20 protein-coding genes and 1 pseudogene are annotated in these 19,584 nt (G+C 54.5%); 14 read left to right on the forward strand and 7 right to left on the reverse strand.

Annotation, left to right across the window (positions count from 1 at the left end; all coding sequences use genetic code 11):
- Genes QO005_RS20205 through QO005_RS20215 form a run of 3 tightly spaced genes read right to left on the reverse strand, consistent with a single transcriptional unit; the run spans nt 1 to nt 1,632 of the window.
- Entirely contained in the window at nt 1-300 is a 300-nt protein-coding gene (locus tag QO005_RS20205) for a VirB3 family type IV secretion system protein (protein ID WP_307159818.1), read from the reverse strand.
- Nucleotides 300-647, reverse strand: a complete 348-nt coding sequence (locus QO005_RS20210) for a TrbC/VirB2 family type IV secretion system protein (protein WP_037093745.1) — start codon at nt 645-647, stop codon at nt 300-302. The genes QO005_RS20205 and QO005_RS20210 overlap by 1 nt, the downstream gene beginning before the upstream one ends.
- 10 nt (nt 648-657) lie before the next feature.
- The gene (locus QO005_RS20215) at nt 658-1,632 is read right to left on the reverse strand and encodes a lytic transglycosylase domain-containing protein (RefSeq protein ID WP_307159819.1); all 975 of its coding nucleotides are present in this window, start codon (nt 1,630-1,632) and stop codon (nt 658-660) included.
- Nucleotides 1,633-1,791: 159 nt separating this feature from the next.
- Here QO005_RS20215 and QO005_RS20220 point away from each other — a divergent pair, with 159 nt between their 5' ends.
- From QO005_RS20220 to QO005_RS20245, 6 genes are read left to right on the forward strand one after another with little or no spacing between them, the layout of a single operon-like run.
- A complete protein-coding gene (locus QO005_RS20220) occupies nt 1,792-2,400 on the forward strand; it encodes a hypothetical protein (protein WP_107341978.1) in 609 nt (202 codons plus the stop codon).
- The gene (locus QO005_RS20225; protein WP_307159820.1) at nt 2,397-2,933 is read left to right on the forward strand and encodes a thermonuclease family protein; all 537 of its coding nucleotides are present in this window, start codon (nt 2,397-2,399) and stop codon (nt 2,931-2,933) included. Before QO005_RS20220 ends, QO005_RS20225 begins: the two co-directional genes overlap by 4 nt.
- Entirely contained in the window at nt 2,930-3,634 is a 705-nt protein-coding gene (locus QO005_RS20230; RefSeq protein ID WP_307159821.1) for a thermonuclease family protein, read from the forward strand. The genes QO005_RS20225 and QO005_RS20230 overlap by 4 nt, the downstream gene beginning before the upstream one ends.
- Before the next feature lie 45 nt (nt 3,635-3,679).
- Nucleotides 3,680-4,039, forward strand: coding sequence for a hypothetical protein (locus QO005_RS20235; protein ID WP_235775167.1), 360 nt, complete (start codon nt 3,680-3,682; stop codon nt 4,037-4,039).
- Between the two features lies 1 nt (nt 4,040).
- The gene (locus tag QO005_RS20240; RefSeq protein ID WP_307159822.1) at nt 4,041-4,628 is read left to right on the forward strand and encodes a hypothetical protein; all 588 of its coding nucleotides are present in this window, start codon (nt 4,041-4,043) and stop codon (nt 4,626-4,628) included.
- 9 nt (nt 4,629-4,637) lie between these two features.
- Nucleotides 4,638-5,060 (forward strand): hypothetical protein, encoded by a 423-nt coding sequence (locus tag QO005_RS20245; protein ID WP_120279342.1) that lies wholly within the window; start codon nt 4,638-4,640, stop codon nt 5,058-5,060.
- Nucleotides 5,061-5,083: 23 nt separating this feature from the next.
- Here QO005_RS20245 and QO005_RS20250 read toward each other — a convergent pair whose 3' ends face one another.
- A complete protein-coding gene (locus QO005_RS20250) occupies nt 5,084-5,368 on the reverse strand; it encodes a hypothetical protein (RefSeq protein WP_307159823.1) in 285 nt (94 codons plus the stop codon).
- 626 nt (nt 5,369-5,994) lie between these two features.
- Between QO005_RS20250 and QO005_RS20255 the strand changes: the two genes are divergently transcribed.
- The 3 genes from QO005_RS20255 to QO005_RS20265 all read left to right on the forward strand — a co-directional run bounded on the left by QO005_RS20255 (nt 5,995) and on the right by QO005_RS20265 (nt 10,484).
- On the forward strand, nt 5,995-6,567 hold the full coding sequence (locus QO005_RS20255) for a recombinase family protein (protein ID WP_307159824.1): 573 nt from the start codon (nt 5,995-5,997) through the stop codon (nt 6,565-6,567).
- A 123-nt stretch (nt 6,568-6,690) separates the two neighbouring features.
- Nucleotides 6,691-9,330, forward strand: coding sequence for a TrlF family AAA-like ATPase (locus QO005_RS20260; RefSeq protein WP_307159825.1), 2,640 nt, complete (start codon nt 6,691-6,693; stop codon nt 9,328-9,330).
- Nucleotides 9,312-10,484, forward strand: coding sequence for an RNA/DNA-binding domain-containing protein (locus tag QO005_RS20265; RefSeq protein WP_307159826.1), 1,173 nt, complete (start codon nt 9,312-9,314; stop codon nt 10,482-10,484). Before QO005_RS20260 ends, QO005_RS20265 begins: the two co-directional genes overlap by 19 nt.
- A 324-nt stretch (nt 10,485-10,808) precedes the next feature.
- Here QO005_RS20265 and QO005_RS20270 read toward each other — a convergent pair whose 3' ends face one another.
- Nucleotides 10,809-11,363: a recombinase family protein gene (locus tag QO005_RS20270; protein ID WP_307159827.1), complete on the reverse strand. Its 555-nt coding sequence runs from the start codon at nt 11,361-11,363 to the stop codon at nt 10,809-10,811.
- Nucleotides 11,364-12,219: 856 nt separating this feature from the next.
- Here QO005_RS20270 and QO005_RS20275 point away from each other — a divergent pair.
- Nucleotides 12,220-14,157, forward strand: a complete 1,938-nt coding sequence (locus QO005_RS20275) for a methyl-accepting chemotaxis protein (RefSeq protein ID WP_307159828.1) — start codon at nt 12,220-12,222, stop codon at nt 14,155-14,157.
- A gap of 217 nt (nt 14,158-14,374) precedes the next feature.
- Here the strand turns inward: QO005_RS20275 and QO005_RS20280 are convergent, their stop codons facing one another.
- Nucleotides 14,375-14,968: an exopolysaccharide biosynthesis protein gene (locus QO005_RS20280; RefSeq protein WP_185969780.1), complete on the reverse strand. Its 594-nt coding sequence runs from the start codon at nt 14,966-14,968 to the stop codon at nt 14,375-14,377.
- Nucleotides 14,969-15,029: 61 nt separating this feature from the next.
- The gene (locus QO005_RS20285; RefSeq protein WP_307159858.1) at nt 15,030-15,962 is read right to left on the reverse strand and encodes a TerC family protein; all 933 of its coding nucleotides are present in this window, start codon (nt 15,960-15,962) and stop codon (nt 15,030-15,032) included.
- A gap of 488 nt (nt 15,963-16,450) precedes the next feature.
- On the opposite strand from QO005_RS20285, the pseudogene QO005_RS20290 reads away from it, so the two are divergent.
- The 4 genes and pseudogenes from QO005_RS20290 to QO005_RS20305 form a co-directional block, all read left to right on the forward strand.
- Nucleotides 16,451-17,115 (forward strand): annotated as a pseudogene (locus QO005_RS20290) (IS6 family transposase); the annotation flags it as partial.
- 343 nt (nt 17,116-17,458) lie between these two features.
- Nucleotides 17,459-18,118: a TetR/AcrR family transcriptional regulator gene (locus QO005_RS20295; protein ID WP_143124829.1), complete on the forward strand. Its 660-nt coding sequence runs from the start codon at nt 17,459-17,461 to the stop codon at nt 18,116-18,118.
- Complete coding sequence (locus tag QO005_RS20300) at nt 18,115-18,879, forward strand: ABC transporter ATP-binding protein (RefSeq protein WP_307159829.1); 765 nt, start codon at nt 18,115-18,117, stop codon at nt 18,877-18,879. The genes QO005_RS20295 and QO005_RS20300 overlap by 4 nt, the downstream gene beginning before the upstream one ends.
- A gap of 2 nt (nt 18,880-18,881) precedes the next feature.
- A complete protein-coding gene (locus QO005_RS20305) occupies nt 18,882-19,583 on the forward strand; it encodes an ABC transporter ATP-binding protein (RefSeq protein WP_307159830.1) in 702 nt (233 codons plus the stop codon).
- Nucleotide 19,584 lies beyond the last annotated feature (1 nt).

Below are 19,584 nucleotides of genomic sequence, written 5' to 3' on the forward strand. Positions count from 1 at the left end.
CTATGGTCCGTATGAGTTGGTGCCCCAAAAGCGCTTGTTGGGGGTCCTTGGCGTCTTGCGGGACGTGACCTGCAGGACGTCGAGAATCTTGCTGTCCCAGGCACAAAGCGAGAAAAGGACAAGGTAGGTGGCTGGCGCGATCAGCAGTGCCGCCAGATGGTTCGTCACCAGCCACCCAATGATTGTCACGCCGATGATCAGGACGACCGCCATGTAGGGCACGCCCCATAGCGTCGGAGAACGGGTCAAGCCGATCACCAACGGCGTCAAAGCTGGCTTCTCGTCCTGAAAATCGCTCATCAGCCGCCGCCTACCGACGAAATCATCTGGTCAACGATGGCAGGGGCGCCGAACACGAGACCGATGCCAATGACGACGGCTCCGGCCGTGAACCACGAAAGCCTGCCGGCAAAGGCAAGGAAGCCGAGGCCAATCACGGCGATGATTGCCATCAGACGTCCGAAGGGGCCGGTGATGAAGTCAACGATCATCTGTACGGCTGTCTGAAGGGGGGCGAATGCACCGCCGCCGCCACCGCCAGCCTGTGCAAGCGCTTGATCAGCGCCTGCAACCTGCAGGGCTGCCACCAAGCCAATGACGGCTACTGCCTTCAATGCCCCGGAATGCCGGGAAACGACGTTCTTCATAGTTCTCTCCTTAAAAATGCATCACGCCGCCGACGAACTTGCCGGTCTTCTCCACAGCGATGACTCCGGCATCGCTGGTGTTCTTTGCCGCCATGTCTCGGACGATCCCGCTCGCCTTCCGTTTGCCGGTTGGCATCGGTAGGCCAAGCTGGAAATTCACGACCTTTGCGACATAGCCGACGGTTTCTTGGAATGGCGGAACGCCGCCATATTCGTAGATGCGCCCCTCCCCGCTGTTGTAAGCGGCCGCGACCAGAAGCGGGTTCTGAAACTCATCGAGCAGGAAGCGGAGGTACTTCATCCCGCCCTCGATGTTTTGAGCGGGATCGCAAATGTCCTGAACACCGAAGCGAGCCGCCGTTTCGGGGATAAGCTGCATAGGTCCGCGTGCGCCTTTCGGTGAATTGCGGATCTCATCGAAGCGGCTTTCGGCCCAGGCAATCGCAACCGCGAAGCCCTCATCGACGCTGTATCGGCGCGCAGTGGATGCAACTAACGCTTTAATCTCGTCAGGTGACAGGGGCGACGGCCCGCACTCTTCAACGGGAGTTCCTGCCCCTAGATTTTCGGGGGTATCACTAGATGTAGTATCTAGAGTGGGAGTTTGGACAGGCTCAATGCGGCCGGTGGCGCGCTCCGAGACATCAAAATATGCGCTGACAGACGCATCAATGTGATGCCCTTTGGCGCCCGCGTCTTTCGACGCCGTTGCGCCCAATACTTCAGCTCCGCCCTTCGTGACAACACCGTTTGCACCAAGGACAAATTCCTTCTCCGATGTCTCGACACCGCTCCAGCGATCTTCGAAGTTCGTGACAAGAGATTCCTCATTGATTGTCACAGAATCGTTGTAATCGCTGGAAATACGCCCTGTTGTGGCTAGGTCTTGTGACGCAGCAGTATTGGCCGCGAGCAGCACGGATAATGCTGCGCTAGTCAGGGTTCGCGGGCCTAGATACCCTGCATAGACAGTGTTTTTATCCATCGCACCCGCCCGTCAAACGGTGTTGTGATCGCCACGAAAACCGACTAGAGTTAATGCACATATGATACCGATTTGATGCACTCTTACAAGTTTTCTGATCGGTGTTAAACCCTATTTTGCAGGGTCAACAATCGCACTACAGATGGTTAGGGCTAGAATATGAAACAGGCCATCATTCCCGCGCTTCTAAGTTGCGCATTGGCAACACAAGCGCTTGCCGCTCCTGCGGTGAACAAGGACTACATCAGGTCACTGGCGGCGCCGGGCAAGACGGTTCTTGTCGTCGAGTATTACGACGGGACCGGCAAAGTCGCTGATCGCAAAGGGTACGCCACTGCCAATGGCTTCAAGGCTATCTCGGCGACTGAGTTTCGCGTCGATGAAGCGACAACGTTGCATCTGTATGGCGTTCAGCCCTGCAGCGGCGATCTGGTCAATCGCGCAGAGGACTATTCCGGGACTTGCGAGGAGTTTGGTACGCAGCAGCTGCAAACGATGCTGCAGAGCCCCAAGGTTCTGTTCTGCAGGGCCTTCATCAGCGAGCAGACTGCCCCCGTTCAGGATGTCACTTGCTACGGCTACTATAACTATCCTGGAGCAATGGACACGGTTGATAATCTTGAGGAGCAGCTTCTGTCGTTAGGAGCGGTTCGCCTGACTAAGAAAGCTGATGGTTCATTCGAACGTCCTGATCTCACGGAGGCTCAGGAAATCGGCCAGAAGGGTTCCTACGGCATGTGGGCAGATCCTCGGGTGAAGGCGCAATGAAGCTTGCTGCTGCACTCGTCGCGACTCTACTGCCCTTTGCAGCCAATGCCGCACCTGAAGGGTACTTCGATCTTGCTCCCGGCATCACCCTGGAAACGGGGGACACCTGGATCTCGAACCTAGAACGGTTTCGTCTCTATGGCATCCAGTCCTGCTTGCGCGGCACTGCCTACACGGATGGTCAGGGCAACAGACAAGATTGCGGCGAGGCATCGCTTGCGATGTTGGCTGCCTACATCAAGGACACCAAACCGATCTGTGCCCCCGTGGCGAAGCTTAACGGCATCTCATATGTCGTTTGTTACGCCACGGTTGGCAGTCAAAGGCTCGACCTCGCGCAGATCATGGTGACAAGCGGCTATGCATTCGCTGCCTTGAAGACCGATGGTCTCCCTTATCATGCCCCCTACGCCATAGCCGAGCAGCTTGCTCAGCAAAAGAAGGCCGGCCTTTGGCAATTCTCCGACGTTCAGCATCCTTCCATCCTGCTTAGTCGTGAGGCGAACCAGCGATCGAGGAGCGCCCAGCCATGAGAAGCCGCCTTTTCCTTTTTATCGCCGCAAGTTCTTTGGCCCAGCCGGCGTTTGCCGCCGATCCGATCTATCAGAACTGGCACGCCCTACGCGGTCAGGCTGCGCCTCCAGTTGCTGCTGCTGTTCGGTTGCCGACGTTCAAAGGCCCGGTAACCGTTGTTGACGGCCGCACGCTATGGTTCGGCACGCTTGGCAATGGCTATAAAGTGAGGTTGGCCGGCATCGACACCTGTGAGCTTCCTCAATGGGCTTTGAACGCAAAGTGGACCAACCGGGACAAGCAACAGGCCCCTACCCCCGTTCCATGCGGTCCCTTCGCCAAGGCCTGGCTGAAAAGGACTGTCGGAAACAGACCCACGATTTGCGTCGGTCTGGCCTACGCGAACGATGGGATACCCGTCGCACAATGCACGACTAACGGTGTGGATCTCGCCGCCGAAATGCTGCGCGTCGGTTGGGCTCGTCTCGATTCCCCTTACATCAACGCCCAATATTACGCTTATCAGACCAACGCGATGGCCGCCCGGTATGGGATGTGGGGAACCTACGTGTTGGACATGAACGAATGGCGCCGGAAAGCCGTCGACAAGACGCTAGATCGGCATCCGATCGCCGACTTCAATCTATTGGCCGAGAGGAAAAGCGAGATCTCTCCTCCTTTTGCTGATGCGCGAAACAAGCCGAAGAGGACAGACCGATAGTTGCCAGACCTCGCACATATTGCGACCTCTCTCGCAACGGATCCCTTGGCTGGCTTGCTGCTTGCCATCTCCCTCTCGATCGCCCTCATAATCCCGGCGCAGAGACTCTGGTGGATCCACGCGCTACTAGCGGCCTTCCTTCTCATCCTGTCGCTGGCTTTCCACGACAAGCGTCACTTGTCCTTCGACAGCTATCTGGTCGGGCTCCTAGCCTTCGCCGCGGTTTCTCGGGACATTCCCAATCAGCCACTGCTCTATCGCATCGGCATTTCCTGGTTTGCGTGCTTCGCGCTGATCTCGGCCGTCATCTACGCCGCAGGCGAACGCATCCAGCACAGGACTCCGCTCGAAAGACCTTTTTCCGAGCCGGCAATTTCAGCAGCATTGATCAAGAGGGACACCTGATATGAAACCAGTGTTTTTTGCCGCAGCCGGTCTCGCGGCTCTTGCCATCTCTCCAGCATCTGCCCAGGCCGAGGATGCCTCATGGGGTTGCCAGATCCTCTTGTGCGCAGCCTCACAAAGCCCGTCATGGCATGGCGTCCCCTACTGCGTTCCCCCGATGAAAAGGCTCATATCAGCTATGGCGAAGCCCGGCTTCTCCTGGCCGATCTGCCATGAAGCAAAAGCAGGAAAACCGGGCTATGAACCTTACGAGGAATGCCCTGCCGGCATGACCGCCGTTTCCTCCCGCACCGATGGGGATCGGCCGTTCTTGGGCCGAGACGACAAGGATCAGTGCACGAAGACCGTCAACCAGTGCAGCAACCGTGCCGCCTTCCGTACCCAATTTGGTGACAGCCAAGAAAACGAGCGCAAGGGTGTCACGATCCGGCAGATCAACCAGAACAACGACAATGATGTTTTCAACCGAGACAATGGGTGCATGGTGCAGATCACTCAGCCCCGCCCTCGCCGCGCAGATCCTTATTATTTCGACATTCCAAACGATAAGGGCGTCAAGCAGCGCGCTTGGTTCAACCTGAATGACTGAGTGGATGACATGAACAGCAACATTCTCATCGTAGCAGCCGCAGGTCTCGGCATTCTCGCCGGTGCTGGAGGTACTTATCTCATCATGCCGGAGCCAGAGCCGGTTGTTCGGGCCCCTACTGATGCGGAGATCGCGGCCCTTATCGCAGCCAATCCCTCCCTAATTCCCGAACCTCCGGCCCCTGTGCTCGAGATACCGACAGAAGAGGAAGCCCTAGCCGCATACCGCAAGGCATATGCCCGCAACCCTCTGAGGACCGGCCGCGGTGATGCCGATGTAACTCTTGCCTTGGGAGAGTGTGACGAGAACGCCAGCGGTCCAGGCGTATCATGCGTTGCAGCCATCAAAAGGAATCCAAACGCAGCTCCTCTCGATCGTGTCATTGGATTTGCCAAGTCTGCATCCGGCGAGTGGGTTGCCACCAACTACTGATTTTAAGGCCAGATGCCTGTTGATCATCTATGCCTCGGCAGTGAGATGGAGCCTGAAAGAAGAAGCTCCATTTCCTCAGGGTTTAGGCTCCCCTTGGAGGCAATTAGATACCCTGCTACGTAAAGCAGCTTCTGCTCTCTCTCATCCTGATCTGACGGCGCGTGCCCGATGATTTCCATACGTGCCTTCGCTTCTTGATCCACGTCAGCGCCGCCCTCGCCGTTGACGGCCGCCAGGTAGACGGCCCGGTGACGTTCGACCTTCACGGACAATGGCTCGTTGGGTTGCAGCTCAAGCATTTCTGACATCTTTCCCTCTCCACAAGCGCAAGCGATCACTCCTTGACCTCCCGAAATCGAAGGGAGGGCAGGAGCCCGCTCCTGCTCCCGAGCTCGTGCGGAACAGCTGGAGAGAGGGGGACAAGCGCTAAACCGGAGGGGGATCACCCACCCGGAGGGCCGAGACGGATTTAATGGAAATGCGGCCGGTGCTGCAGGCCGTAGGCCGAAGCATGGGGAGACCGGTTTAGTGCTTGTGGGGGAGAGAGGGCAGAGCGCCTTTCTCCCCTCTCAGTGCGTTGAATCATGGCCACTGCGATGAATGAGTGTAGCTGGCGACTTTTATTGTCGGGTCAACCGGTCACAAAGGATGCTTTTCTTCGACAAGTGTTTCGCCTTCTGACCTTGCCGACCTCGTTGATTAGGATGACGCTCGCTTGTGAGCCTACTTCCCTAACCTCCAAATACTGGGACGACTTCAATATGGACCAACCGTCAGAGCATTTAGATTCTTGACACCGCCCTGGAGTGCATTCCCTTGCCCCCTTGTTCGGAAATCGGCCTTTTTCTGACAAGTTGAAATCGTTTCTTGGACTAGTCGAATGCCGCTTGACCGGTTAACATTGCCGTTAAGTTTTCAAAGTCCGGTGTTGTAAATGAATCAGCGTGTAGGATATGCGCGGGTTTCCTCGAAGGACGAGCATTTGGACCTGCAGCGTGACTCACTTCAGCTGGCTGGGTGCTGTGTCATTTTTGAGGAGGTCGCCAGCAGTAGGAGAGCCGTACGCCCAGAGCTTGAGCAGTGCCTCAAGGCGCTGCGTAGCGGTGACACGTTGGTTGTTTGGCGGCTAGATCGGCTCGGCCGCAGCCTGTCCGACTTGGTGAAGATTGTAGCCGATCTCGCACTCAGGGGCATCAATTTCGAGAGCCTAACCGAGAAAATTGAGACATGCAGTGCCGATGGAAAGCTTGTCTTCAACGTCTTCGTAACCCTTCAGGAGTTCGAGCGGAGTTTGATCCGTGAGCGTACCCATGCCGGTCTTGCCGCAGCGCGCGCTAGGGGGCGCTCAGGTGGCCGCAAGCCCAAGCTGGGGGAAGAGCAATTGAAAGAAATAAAAGCCCTGCTGCGCGACCCAGACATTCAGGTGGCGGATGTGGCGCGGCGCTACGGGGTGTCGCGTACAACCCTTTATAAGCATGTTGGCGTTATCGTCCCGAGGAACCCATGACTACAGTGTTACCCGCGCGCGTTGGAAATGAGAACATACGCAGCTTAATGGGCCTCAGAAGATATAGGCTCACCGCAGTTGGCGAATTCCAAAGAGCCTCACGATTTCCAAGGACAGGTGATAATGGCTATCGTTTTTGAACATGGGGCGCAGTGGATTCGCGCAGACTTCCATTTGCATACCCGAGCAGACCGCGAGTTCAAGTTCACTGGTGATGACAGCTTTTACAACAGTAACTATGTGGACGCGCTTGAGAACGCTGGAATTAAACTGGGTGTAGTTACTAATCACAACAAGTTTAATGTCGATGAGTTCAAGGCACTACGCAAAACGGCCGTGAAAAAGGGTATCGCGTTGCTGCCCGGCGTCGAGCTGTCGGTCAATGATGGTGCCAATGGCATTCATACCCTCGTTGTCTTTTCCGACGACTGGTTGGCTGATGGTCATGACCATATAAATCCGTTCCTAGGAGTCGCGTTCGAAGGAAAGGTTCCTGCTCAGTACGAGCAAGAGAATGGGCGTTCCTCATTGTCGTTGCTGGAAACCATTAAGAAGCTAGAAAGCTATCACCGCGATTTCTTCCTCGTATTTGCTCATGTCGAAGCACCGAGCGGTCTTTGGGCCGAGCTAGATGGGGGACGTCTTGCAGAGCTGGGGCAGAACGAACTATTCCGCCGCCGCACGCTGGGTTTTCAGAAGGTTCGAACCTACAATAAACTGCAAGAGAAAAACAAACCCTGCCGAACAAAAGCACAGCAGCATCTTGGTGACTGGTATCCCGCTGAGCTCGAAGGTTGTGATGCCAAATGCATAGAGGAGATCGGTCAAGGTAAGTCCTGTTACCTCAAATTGGGCGAGCTGACCTTTGAAGCAGTAAAGTACGCCTTAAGTGATCCCGCTTCACGGGTTGTCACGGAGCCGCCCAAGCATCAGGCATCGCACATACGAAGCATTCGCTTTGATGGTGGCATACTCGATGGGCAGACGCTTCATTTCTCCTCCGAACTGAACACGCTGATCGGCATCCGGGGTAGCGGCAAGTCGTCCATCTTGGAGGCAGTGCGCTATGCCCTCGATATACCTCGTGGCGATAAGTCGCAGGACACCAAATACAAGGACGAGCTGATCCGCCACACCCTGGGAAGTGGCGGGAAAGTGACGCTGACGGCTGTCGATGTCTATGGGCAGGAGTTCACTATTTCCCGTATTTTCCGAGAAGCGCCGAATGTCTACTTGGGCGGAAAGTTGCAGCCGGGCGTGTCGATCCGAGAAACAATTCTGCGGAGCCCGATCTATTTTGGGCAGAAGGACCTCTCTAGCACTGGAGAAGGCTTCGAAACGGATTTGGTTGAAAAGCTCGTTGGTGAGCAACTACGTGTTTTGCGCGATGATATTGAAACTCAGCGTCAACGCGTGCGTGAAACTGTTCAGCGTTGGCTGAAACTCAGTAATACTGCTGAACAAAAGCGCGAATACGAAACTCAGCTCAGCGATGCAAACTTCCGTTTGGCGAAATTTGCAGAGCATGGTGTTGCTGATAAGCTCCAAAAGCGTCTCGGATTCCAGCAGGACGCTACCGCACTCAACCGAATGAACGAGCGAGCAGGTAACTTATTACTCGCGCTTAGCCAACTGATCGCCGAACATGAAGACGAGTTACGCAATGCAACAAGCTACGTTTCAAAGCAGAATCCGAACTTTTTTGCCGCTTACTACACTGAGTTCTCTAAGCTTGTTGGTTTGATCGGGCAACTCAAGAAGATAGAAGAGGATGCGCGCGCTATCGCGGTTCGTCTCGGGAATAAGCAAGATGAATTCGAAGGCGCTAGAAGAAGCCTTCAAGAAGAGTTCGCTCAAGTCGAGCGGCAGTTGGCCCAAGAACTGAAGCAAACGGGCATGACTGCCATTCAGCCGGACGACTTTCTGGCGCAACAGCAGCGCAAGACTAAGGCGGAGCAGATGCTTGATGCATTGGCAAAGCAGCAGTCGCAGCAGACCAGCATCCGCGATGCCATGTTTGCCGAAATCGACAAGCTCAACGAGCTTTGGCTGCAAGAGTTCAATACCATCAAAGTTGAGCTGGATCGCGTAAACGCGAATCATACCGCTCTTCAAATCGAAGCTGAGTTCAAAGGCGACAAGGAAGCTGCTATCAGCTTTATGCAGCAACTCTTTAAGGGCAGCAACATACGCGAAGCCACCCTACGGTCAATCATGGAAGGTTATGCTGATTTTGGTGGACTACTGCGAGGGTTGCCGACTGCCTTGACTAAAGCGGGCAGTAACCCGGATGTGTTTGAAAGGACCTTCATTCAGAATCTAATGGAATTAGTGACTTGGCAAGTGCCCAACCGTTTTGTGATCCGCTATCGAGGCAAGGAACTTAAGCACCATTCGCTCGGGCAACGGGCTTCAGCATTGCTACTATACGTCCTGAGCCAGCGCCAGAACGATGTGATCATTATCGATCAGCCGGAAGACGACTTGGACAACCAAACCATCTACGACGATGTAATCAAGCTGATCCGTGCGATGAAGTCATATGCCCAATTCATCTTCGTCACCCATAATGCCAATTTTCCGGTGCTGGGTGATGCAGAGCAAGTACATGCCTGCAAGTACCAAGAGGAAAAGGTGGTCGTTCAAAGCGGCAGCGTTGATGCTCGTCCGGTGCAAGACGCGATCATCAACATAATGGAGGGGGGCCAGGAAGCCTTCAACCGACGCAAAGAGGTTTATAATCTATGGAAACTACAGAGCTGATCGACCTCGTCAGCAGGGGCGAGGATAGTAGGCAGCAATTCAAGGCAGACATGACCAATGCGGATTCTCTGGCAAGTGAGATAGTGGCTTTTTGCAACACCGCTGGAGGCCGAATTTTTATTGGCGTCAATGACGATGGCTCCGTGCGTGGACTATCGGGCGCAGACTTGGCGCGTCTTAACCAACTGGTTGCTAATGCGGCGTCGCAAAACGTTCGCCCCGCAGTGAATCCGATTACAGAGAATGTACCGCATCCAAATGGTACGGTAATGGTAATATCCATTCCCGAAGGCTTCAGTAAGCCTTACATGGACAGAAATGGTGCGATATGGGTGAAAAACGGTTCGGACAAGCGCCGCGCGACTTCCCGTGAAGAGCTTCAGCGTTTGTTTCAGCAGGCTGGTTTGGTACACGCTGATGAAACGCCCGTCGCTGGCTTGGGTGCGGGCGATGTGGACTTATCCTATTTTGAAGCCTTCTTCGAACAGCAATTCGGGGAAGCGCTCTCCCAACACAACCAGCCGCTGCCGGTCGTGCTCACAAACATGAATCTCATGAACAAAGGTCAGCTTAATGTCGCGGGCGGCTTGTTGTTCGCCAGAGCGCCGCAGTACGCGTTGCCAGCGTTTATCGTCAAAGCCGTAGCCTTTGTCGGAAACCAGATTGAGGACGATCGCTACATTGATAGCAGGGATATCAACGGCAGACTCGCCGATGTGTTCCAGCAAACGCTGGGATTTATCGTCTCAAACACTCGTGCACTGCAGGGCGAGCAAGGGTTTAATTCCCAAGGCGAGGCCGAGATTCCACGCATTGTTTGGGAGGAGCTGGTTGCGAATGCCCTTATCCACCGTGATTACTTCATCAGCGCCCCGGTTCGTGTGCTCGTGTTTGCAGATCGGGTTGAGATCGTCAGCCCCGGACACTTACCCAACAATCTGACCGTTGAAAACGTTAAAGCAGGCAACTCTAATATGCGTAATCCGATATTAGCGTCGTTCGCCGCTAAGCTTTTGCCGTACCGCGGCTTGGGAAGTGGTCTTTTGCGTTCTTTGCGGGCGTGGCCTCAGATCGAACTCATCGATGATCGGGCTGGTAATTTGTTCAAGGTAATCGTGACGCGGCCGAACTTTTCGCGGGCGGGCGACAATTGACGCCCAAGTCACGAGAAGTCCGTCAGTTGATTGAGCCGAACATAGCATTGCTCCTAAAAATACTTCGCAAAATGTTTGCAGCTCATCGTTGCAAATGGGCCAGAGCTTACTTCAAAATGGATTAGTTCAACGGGGCAAGGTCACACAAGGTGAAATCAATTCTTGGTAGGCGAGTGTGAGAAACAATCTGCTATTGTCGCTAGTACCGGAGAATTCTAGGAAATTTGGGTTGTAATATTGGAGCTATTATCTTCCTTAGAGCCTCGTATTTGCCAGTGGGTCGCTAACAGCAATGAACCTATTCGGGCATAGTTACATCTTTTCTTAGAAAGATGCGGTGTCTCTAAGTGCACGATAAACGCTCGCCCGACCTATGTTCAGCGCCTTGGCTATGTCTGTTGGTCCCATCCCGTCGGACTTCAGTCGGCGGATCTCAGAAACATCAACATGGGGTTTTCTGCCTTTGTACACCCCTCTGCTTTTCGCTGCGGCGATGCCTTCCATCTGTCGTTCTCTACGAAGGTTCGTCTCGAACTCAGCAAACACGCCGAGCATATCAAGGAAAGCTTTGCCGGCCGCGGAGCTGGTGTCGATCGGCTGTTCCGTCGCCTTCAGCGTCACCCCTTTTTGCTTGAGCAGCCGTACGATGTCCTGCAGATCCCCAACTGACCGGGCCAGCCGATCGACACGCGTCACGACCAGGCTATCGCCTTCGCGCATGAATTCCAGAAGCGTGTTAAGCTCCTTCCGATCCAGCTTGGTCGATCCGGATTTCTTTTCCGCCCGGATGACCGTGCAACCGGCCGCCTTCAGAGCTGCCTCTTGAATCGCCAGATCCTGATCGATGGTGCTGACCCGCGCATACCCGTAAATTGCCATGAAACGTCTCAATAGGTTCTAGACCTTCAATGGGTAGCGTCTCATAACTACAAAATCAACCCAAATGATACACTGATTTATGTCTCACGGAGATTGTCTCAGGAGGTATACCCTAACGATGCTTTGCCGGATTAAGGGGCGGGCCGCTGATACATAGTCTGGATCGCGATGGAGAACACAAAAATCTCCCCAAGCAACCGATTCCCGAAGACGAATCGCAATTCGAATGTTCAATCGATCGCGCCTTCACCTCGGCAGGCCAAGGCGCATCCGCCTCACGTCTTACAAGGCAATGCAGCTCGCAAAGCCGAGAGCTTGGAAGAATTCTGATTGTGTGATCTGGTGCATGGCACTCATCTCCCACGAGCGCACTCTTTCATTGTGCAGATATGATTCGCTCCGAGATGAGGTCATCCATGACTGTCGTTCGCTTTCCAAACGCATCCGATCCTTCTGTTTCCACCAAAGGGACAGGCGAAGAGACGGCAGAGGCACATGAGGCGCTGCAGGCCTACTGTCGTTCCTTGCGGAAGCTCGTTGGGCTTCTCTGTGAGCAGGTAGAATAGGGGTAGATGAAACATCAAGAAGAATTGAAGGCCGTTCTGCCGCGATTGTAATGATTTTATGCAAAATTAAAATTCAGATCAAAAATTTATATAAGAAAAGATTCTAAATCGTGTCATGAATTGTAATTTACATTTCATGATTATGATTAAAATATATATTCGAATTAATGATATTTTCTCACATTTTGTATATAGTTACATTCTATAAAATGCATAGACTTTGATGTAATAATTAATTAAATAATTAATGCTAAATTTGGCTTTGAAGAAATCTAACGCTGGAACCGAGCATGAAACGACCTTCACTTCGCATGGCTCTGATCGGAATGCTTGGCTTTATCGCCCTGGCTGTCGCAGCTCTTTCTATTACGAGTGTTTCAAGCATCTCTTTCATGCGGTCTGAAACCGCTGATATTGGCGATTACTGGATGGAGCGTTTGCTCACCGCTCGCGACATCAAGGGTGAGTTTGCGAATATCCGGCTCGCTCTGGCTCGACACGCCATGGTGACTGACAAGGCCGGGCTAGATGCAGAGCAGCAAACTTTGAGAGGCTTTGAGGCAGCACTCCGTGATGCAATGGCACGCTATGAGGCGAAGGTCCGGACAGAAACGGGTCGCAAGCTTATCAATGATCTCAAGCCACTTGTTGCGGGATACGATAACGCAGCAAAGTGGTATGTCGATCAAGTCGCGGCAGGAAATATTCCGAACGCGATCGAGTATTTCAAGGTCGAAATGAAGCCACGCGCCGACGCGGTAAACGCAAAGATCAACGAACTGGTCGATGCGATCATTGCAAATTCCAAAAGTGTCGTTACCGATGCCGAAAGCGCTGCAGGCAATTCATTCGGGACCGTCATCTCACTTTCGATCGCAACTTTGACGATCTGCTCCGCCGGCATGTATTTCGCTGTTGTCGGCATCGCGCGGCCCATCAATGCGATAACCGAGGCCATGCGCCGTCTGGCCGGCGGTGATGACCAGAGCAGAATTCCCTTCGAGGGCCGCTCGGACGAGGTCGGAGCCATGGCTTCTGCTGTTGAAGTCTTCCGGCAGAATTCGCTGTCCAACAAGCGTCTCGAACAGGAGGCTCTGGCCAATCGCTCGGAGGCCGAGAAGCAGCGCGAGGCCGAACAACAGCGAACTGCCCGTGAGGCTGAGCAGCTGCGTATTGCAAGCTCGGCACTCGGTGCGGGTCTGAAGCGGCTTGCCGGTGGCGACCTTGCCTGTCGGATCCAGACGCAATTTGCGCCGGAATACGAGCCTCTTCGCCAGGATTTCAATGCGACTGTCGAACAACTCAGCCAGACGGTCAGCGCGGTTATTACTGCGGTTGGCAACATGGATTCCGGGACACGCGAGATTGCCTCCGGTGCGAATGATCTATCCAAACGCACTGAGCAGCAGGCAGCAGCCCTTGAGGAAACAGCTGCTGCGCTCGATCAGATCACGGCAAACGTTTCCAGTTCCTCCAAAATGACTGAGGAAGCAAGGTCGGTGGCCCAGGCTGCAACGCACAGTGCCACGCAGTCAGCAAATGTCGTGGCTCATGCCGAAGAAGCGATGCAGCGTATCGAAAGCAGCTCACAGCAGATCTCCAACATCATCGGGGTCATTGACGAGATTGCGTTCCAGACGAACCTGCTGGCACTCAACGCAGGTGTCGAGGCAGCACGCGCCGGGGAGGCCGGAAAAGGTTTCGCGGTTGTCGCGCAGGAAGTTCGTGAACTTGCCCAACGCTCAGCTCAGGCCGCCAAGGAGATCAAGGGCCTCATCCAGAATTCGACCGGCGAAGTTGAAGGCGGCGTAAAGCTTGTCCGTCAGACTGGCGAAGCGCTCAAGACGATCGGTGATCACATCACCCGGATCAACAGCTTCATGGAGTCGATTGCGACCTCTTCGCGTGAACAATCCACAGGACTGACCGAGGTCAACGTTGCGGTCAACCAGATGGATCAAACGACGCAGCAGAACGCAGCAATGGTCGAGCAATCAACAGCTGCAGCCGCTTCACTTTCGCAGGAAGCAGGCAAACTGCGGGAACTGGTTTCCATGTTCCAACTGGAGGCCTCTGCGGTTTCGCATTCCTCTGCCTTGCGACAGGTCGCACAGACAATGGCCCAGCCTGCGCCGGCGTCCGCCCCAGCACGGCCGCGCGTCGCCCGCGCACTCCCTCAAACGCAAGGCAATGTGGCACATAAGGCCGATGACTGGCAGGAGTTCTGAGGATTAAGCCTAGGAGCTGATTGAAATGGCCCGACATGACTCGGGCCAATTTTCTAAAATATCTAATGTAGTTTGGGACCGCCGGCTCTCTGATACCGCCTGATGAAATTAATCCTCAGCTCAGAAGACCCAAGACCCTTAGGAAACCATTTGAGGGTCTCCGGACTTGGTCAGCGCCTCTTCAATTAAATGACGTTACAGCCTTTCAATGCTTAGACTAAAAAAGAGCCGTAAACACGAGTGATCCGGCCGTGATTGCCAGATAGTAGCAGGCAAAACAGGCAGCCACCAGGACCACCATCGCCAGCAGGATCATAAGTCCGTCCTGTTCAGCCAGCGAAATGGCGATGAGGACAATCGAGATTGCGGGGAGGGTGTTCCCAAACGGTATCGGCAGTGCGATCAGCAAGGCGAGAAGCAGGACGGGGATCGCCAGAAGAACCCGCGCGCCTCGCCCCGTCAAGCGTGCGAGCCTTCCTGGCTGAAGCATGGCTTCGATTCTGAGGATCGTCGGTCTCGTACCGTTGACCGCCGCCGCGACCACCTTTATCGGCAACATTCGTCGTCCGACGAATTCGGGAAGCCAGAGGTTCTGACGACCGAACAGCATTTGCACTGCGACGAAAGCCAGACAGGTGCCAAAAACCGGCCCTAATGGGTTGGGTATCGGTACAACAGCGGGAATTGCAAGCATCAGCAAGGCAATCGCCACGCCAAGACGTCCCTCCCGCAACAAGATCGTTCTTATATGCAGACCGTCGTTGCGCTTTGCGGTCTCAAGCAATTCCAGGAGATAGTCCGATCCCTTCATTGCTATACTCCCATCAGTCATCGACGTTCCTCAAAACGAAAACACACAGGCCGACCGGGGGTCAGGTCTGCTGTTTCGAACCAGTTCTCCAGAGCGAATAGACAACGCCCGCTCCCAGAATGACGAAGGTAATACTCAGCGACCACTCTGGCGGAAACTTTTCCCAGCCCATGGCCCAGGCGATGAAAATCTTCGAGCCAATGAACACCAGAAGAACGGACAAAGCATATTTCAAATAGGCGAAACGATGCAGAATTGCGTCGAGTGCAAAGTAAAGTGCTCGCAGGCCGAGAATGGCAAATATGTTCGAGGTATAGACGATATACGGGTCGGTCGTGATGGTGAAGACCGCCGGTACCGAATCGACAGCGAAGACCAGATCAGCAATCTCGATCATGATCAATGCAAGCAGAAGCGGAGTGGCGTAGCGCCTCAATTTCCCGGTTGAGGGATCCTGTTTCCTGATCACGAACCGGTTGCCGTGAAGCTCATTCGTGACGTTCAAGTGGCGCTTCAGAAAACGGATTAGACCGTTCTCTTCGATTTTTTGTTCCTTGTCGGCCATGAACAACATTTTGATGCCGGTCAGGATCAGGAATACTGCAAAGATGTAGAGCACCCAATTGTACTGCTCCACGATCGTTGCACCTAGGCCGATCATGATGCCGCGAAGAATGATGACGCCAAGGATGCCCCAGAACAGGACGCGGTGCTGATACTCGCGCGGAATGGAAAAGAACGCGAAAATCATGGCGATGAGGAAGATGTTATCCATCGCCAACGTCTTTTCCACCACGAAGGCGGTCAGGTACTGAGCAGTCGCTTCAGAATCCATCTGCCAGTAGATGAAGCCGGCAAACAAAAAACCGAGAGACAGGTACATGACTGAAAGCTTCAGGCTCTCGGCAACACCGATCTCGTGGTCATCCTTATGCAGAACACCGAGATCAAATGCGAGGAGAGCCACAACCAGGCCCATGAAGACGAGCCACATCCAGAGCGGCTTCTCAAGGAAGAGGAAAGATAGAATTTCCAATTACGCGACTCCAGTTACATCTACTGCTTACGAGGAACTATTCGAAGTTGCATTCATGAATAGAGCTTCGAATAGATACATTTGTGAATTCAGCTTGTTTTACTGCCAAGGCAGGCATTTATAATTACCAATCCAAACCAATCGGATATATTGCCTATTATATGTATTGATACAAGGGTCTGACTTTGGGATTGGCATTCGCAGGTTCGAAAATTCAGCCAAAGACCTGATTCGATTGAATGATTTCTAACTCCCAGCGGATTTGGAAAGAATCTACTTAAATGCGGTTTTACGTTCGTAAGGCACGGACGCCTGCAATGGCTACCTTTTATCGATCAGGGCTGGCTCGGTTCGTCGGAACGGTTAAAAGGGGGGCTGTCGCAATTTTTTGGGTTTAACGGGATATTCACAGGGCTTCGGGAATACCGCTTCCGACGTAGTTGAGGATAGCTAAGTTTTTGATCACAAGTGCCGAAAAGCTGAAGCGCCAGCCGAAAGATGATTCCAAAGCGCGACATCTCGAGCCATGACTGATCCTACAGGCGGTGACCTGGCACCTGCGCTATCCACTGAGCTGTCGCGACCTTGAGGAAATTTCGGCGAGCCTTGCCTCTAGGTGGACCACAGTACGCTTAGCCGATTTCTTGTCTCATGCGCCTGTCATCGCGAAAAGGTTGCGCCAGTTTCGCAGACCCGTCGTGGCTCAGCCAGGGTTGACGAGATCAACGTCAAAATTTGCGACAAGTGGCGATATCTGTACCGCGCCATGGGTAAGCACGGAAACCCCATTTACTTCCTGCTCATCGCAAAGTGCGATCTCGATACTTTAGAGCGTTCTCTCCGAAAGATCCTCGAGGACGAGCCCCTGTTGGCACCAGTAAAGATCGCCACAGACGGCGCCAACACCTTTCCGTCGGTAGTCATGATGTCAGTCGATGATGGGCAATTGCATCCGGAGCCGGTTCACTATGTTAACAAGCATCTGAAGCAACGGATCGAGAGCGACCATTTCCAAGTCAAGAAGAATTTGTCGAAAATAGGCGCATTCCAATCCTTCAAAGCCGCGCGTCCAACAATCGCCCGGTTAGAAGCAATGCCGTGGCTGCGGAAGAGCGTGACAATGCAACCGTGTGCTGGGTAGTCTCAGCCTTACAAGAGGCCGGCATCAAGCCCGTTCAAACGCTACCGCTATATCAGATGACGCACCTTACATAGGCAGTTTATATTAACTGTAAACGGAATCCTAAATCGCTCTTGAGAGCGGGAGATCCCGTCTCCTCCGGCCAAAGACCCACCACCATCGGATCTGCGTTACCAGAAGCGCAGTTTTACGCGATAGCAATTTATAAAAACAAACTTGACTGTTTGTTTTGTGCATGCAAACCATTGTGGCAATCAAAGCGGCATCGGGGGGTGCTGACTAAAAAAATGGCATCAAAAGCCGAGGGGATATCGTGAATTCAGACAAGAAGCGACCCGTCGGGACGCAACGCAAGCGCACGCAAAGTGAACGTTCAGGCGAAACGCGTCAGGCATTGTTCGATGCGACCATCAATCTCCTGTACGAGCAGGGTTTCAACAAGACGTCCACGCCGGAAATTGCACGCAAGGCCCGGGTCTCCCGGGGCGCGCTGACCCATCACTTTGCCGCCAAGGAAGATCTGGTGATCAGCGCCGTTGCCGATCATCTGACACAGGTCAACACCAAGCTTGCAGCCTTTGCCGATACCTACGGTCGCCGGGGTGGCTCGACCGACGAGATCGTCGACTATCTCTGGCAGATCATGTTCGACCGGCTGTTCTACGTCACCCTCGAATACCTGCCCGAGGCGCGCCACAACAAGGGCTTCCGTGACGGATTGATCCCGGTCGTTCACGAATTTCATGATCGTCTCGATGCGATCTGGACGGCGCTTGCCGACCATCGGCAGGCCGATCCCGTCAGCGTGCGTATCGTGATGAACGCGACCATGTGCCTGATCCGCGGAATGATTGCCCAGACCGTGCTGCGACCGGCGGATTCGACCTACTACGAAACGTTGCTGACATTCTGGAAACAGCAGGTCAGGGCCTATTTCGCGACAATTTCCAGGAATTCGGAGCCGCAGTCATGAAGCCACTCCTTCAGGTAAGGGACCTGCGGCGCAGCTTCTACGGCGTAAAGGTTCTAACCGGCGTCGACCTCGATGTCGTCGACGGTACCATCACGGGACTTATCGGTCCGAACGGGGCCGGCAAGTCGACCTTGTTCAACTGCATTTCCGGGCTCTACATGCCGGATAGCGGTTCGGTGATGTTTGATGGTGCCGACGTCACCCGCGCCAGAACGCAGGATCGCGTCGCGGCCGGTCTTGTCCGGACGTTCCAGCTCGCGCGCGGCTTCCCCAAGCTGACCGTGTTCCAGCATTTCATGCTGTATGGCCAAAACCATCCGGGTGAGGGCCTGTTGGCCAGCCTGACCGGCAGTGAGGCCGGACGACGCCACGAGGAACAGCTGGCAGAGGAGGCCCTGGCGATCGCTCGGCGGTTGCGGCTCACCTATGTGATCGACAATCCGGTGACCGCATTGTCTGGTGGCCAGAAGAAACTTGTCGAGATCGGCCGTGCGTTGATGGCCAAGCCGCGGCTGATCCTGCTCGACGAACCCATGGCCGGTGTCAACCCGACCCTGACCGCGGAAATCGCCGAGCATCTGAAATCGCTCAACGCAGACGGTGTGACGATCTGCCTGATCGAGCACGACATGAAACTGATCGGCAGCCTCTGCGATCCGGTCATCGTCATGGCCGAGGGCCGCAAGCTCACCCAAGGCAGCTTCGCCGAGGTCGTCGCCGACGGACGGGTGCAGGAAGCCTATCTCGGAGGAAGGCACTGATCATGTTGAAGGCTGAAGGTCTTGTGGCCGGTTATGGCGCCGCCGAGGAAATCCTGAAAGGCGCTTGGATCGACGTGGAAGCCGGTGAGATCGTCACGATCATCGGCCCGAATGGTGCAGGCAAATCGACCCTCCTCAAGGCGATTGCCGGTCTGGTGCCGCTGAAGGGCGGAACGGTCAGAATGAATGGCGCCGATGTAACCCGCCAGGATGCGCTGGGCCGTTCCAAGGCCGGTCTGGCTTTCGTCATGCAGGAAAAGAACGTGTTCGGCACGATGTCGGTGGCCGAAAACCTCGACATCGCCAGCTTCGGAAATTCTTCGGGCATGGCGGCCCGGCGTGAGGCGATCTATGCCCGCTACCCCGTTCTGGCCGAGAAACGCAAGGCGATGGCGCGCACGCTCTCCGGCGGCCAGCGACAACTTCTCGCCATGGGGATGGGCCTGATGACGGAACCGAAGCTGTTGCTGCTCGATGAGCCGACGGCGGGTCTGTCGCCGAAGGCGGCCGAGGAGCTTTTCATGGCGATCATAGAACTCAATCAGTCGGGTCTGCCTGTCCTCATGGTCGAACAGCACGCGCTCGAGGCGCTGGAAATTTCCACCCGCGGCTACGTCATCGTCACCGGTCGCAACGCGGCCACCGGCGGCGGCAAGGAACTGGCCGCCGACCCTGAGGTTCGCCGCCTGTTTCTGGGTGGTTGAG

It is taken from the genome of Allorhizobium paknamense (assembly GCF_030815125.1).
Classification (GTDB): Bacteria; Pseudomonadota; Alphaproteobacteria; order Rhizobiales; family Rhizobiaceae; genus Allorhizobium; species Allorhizobium paknamense.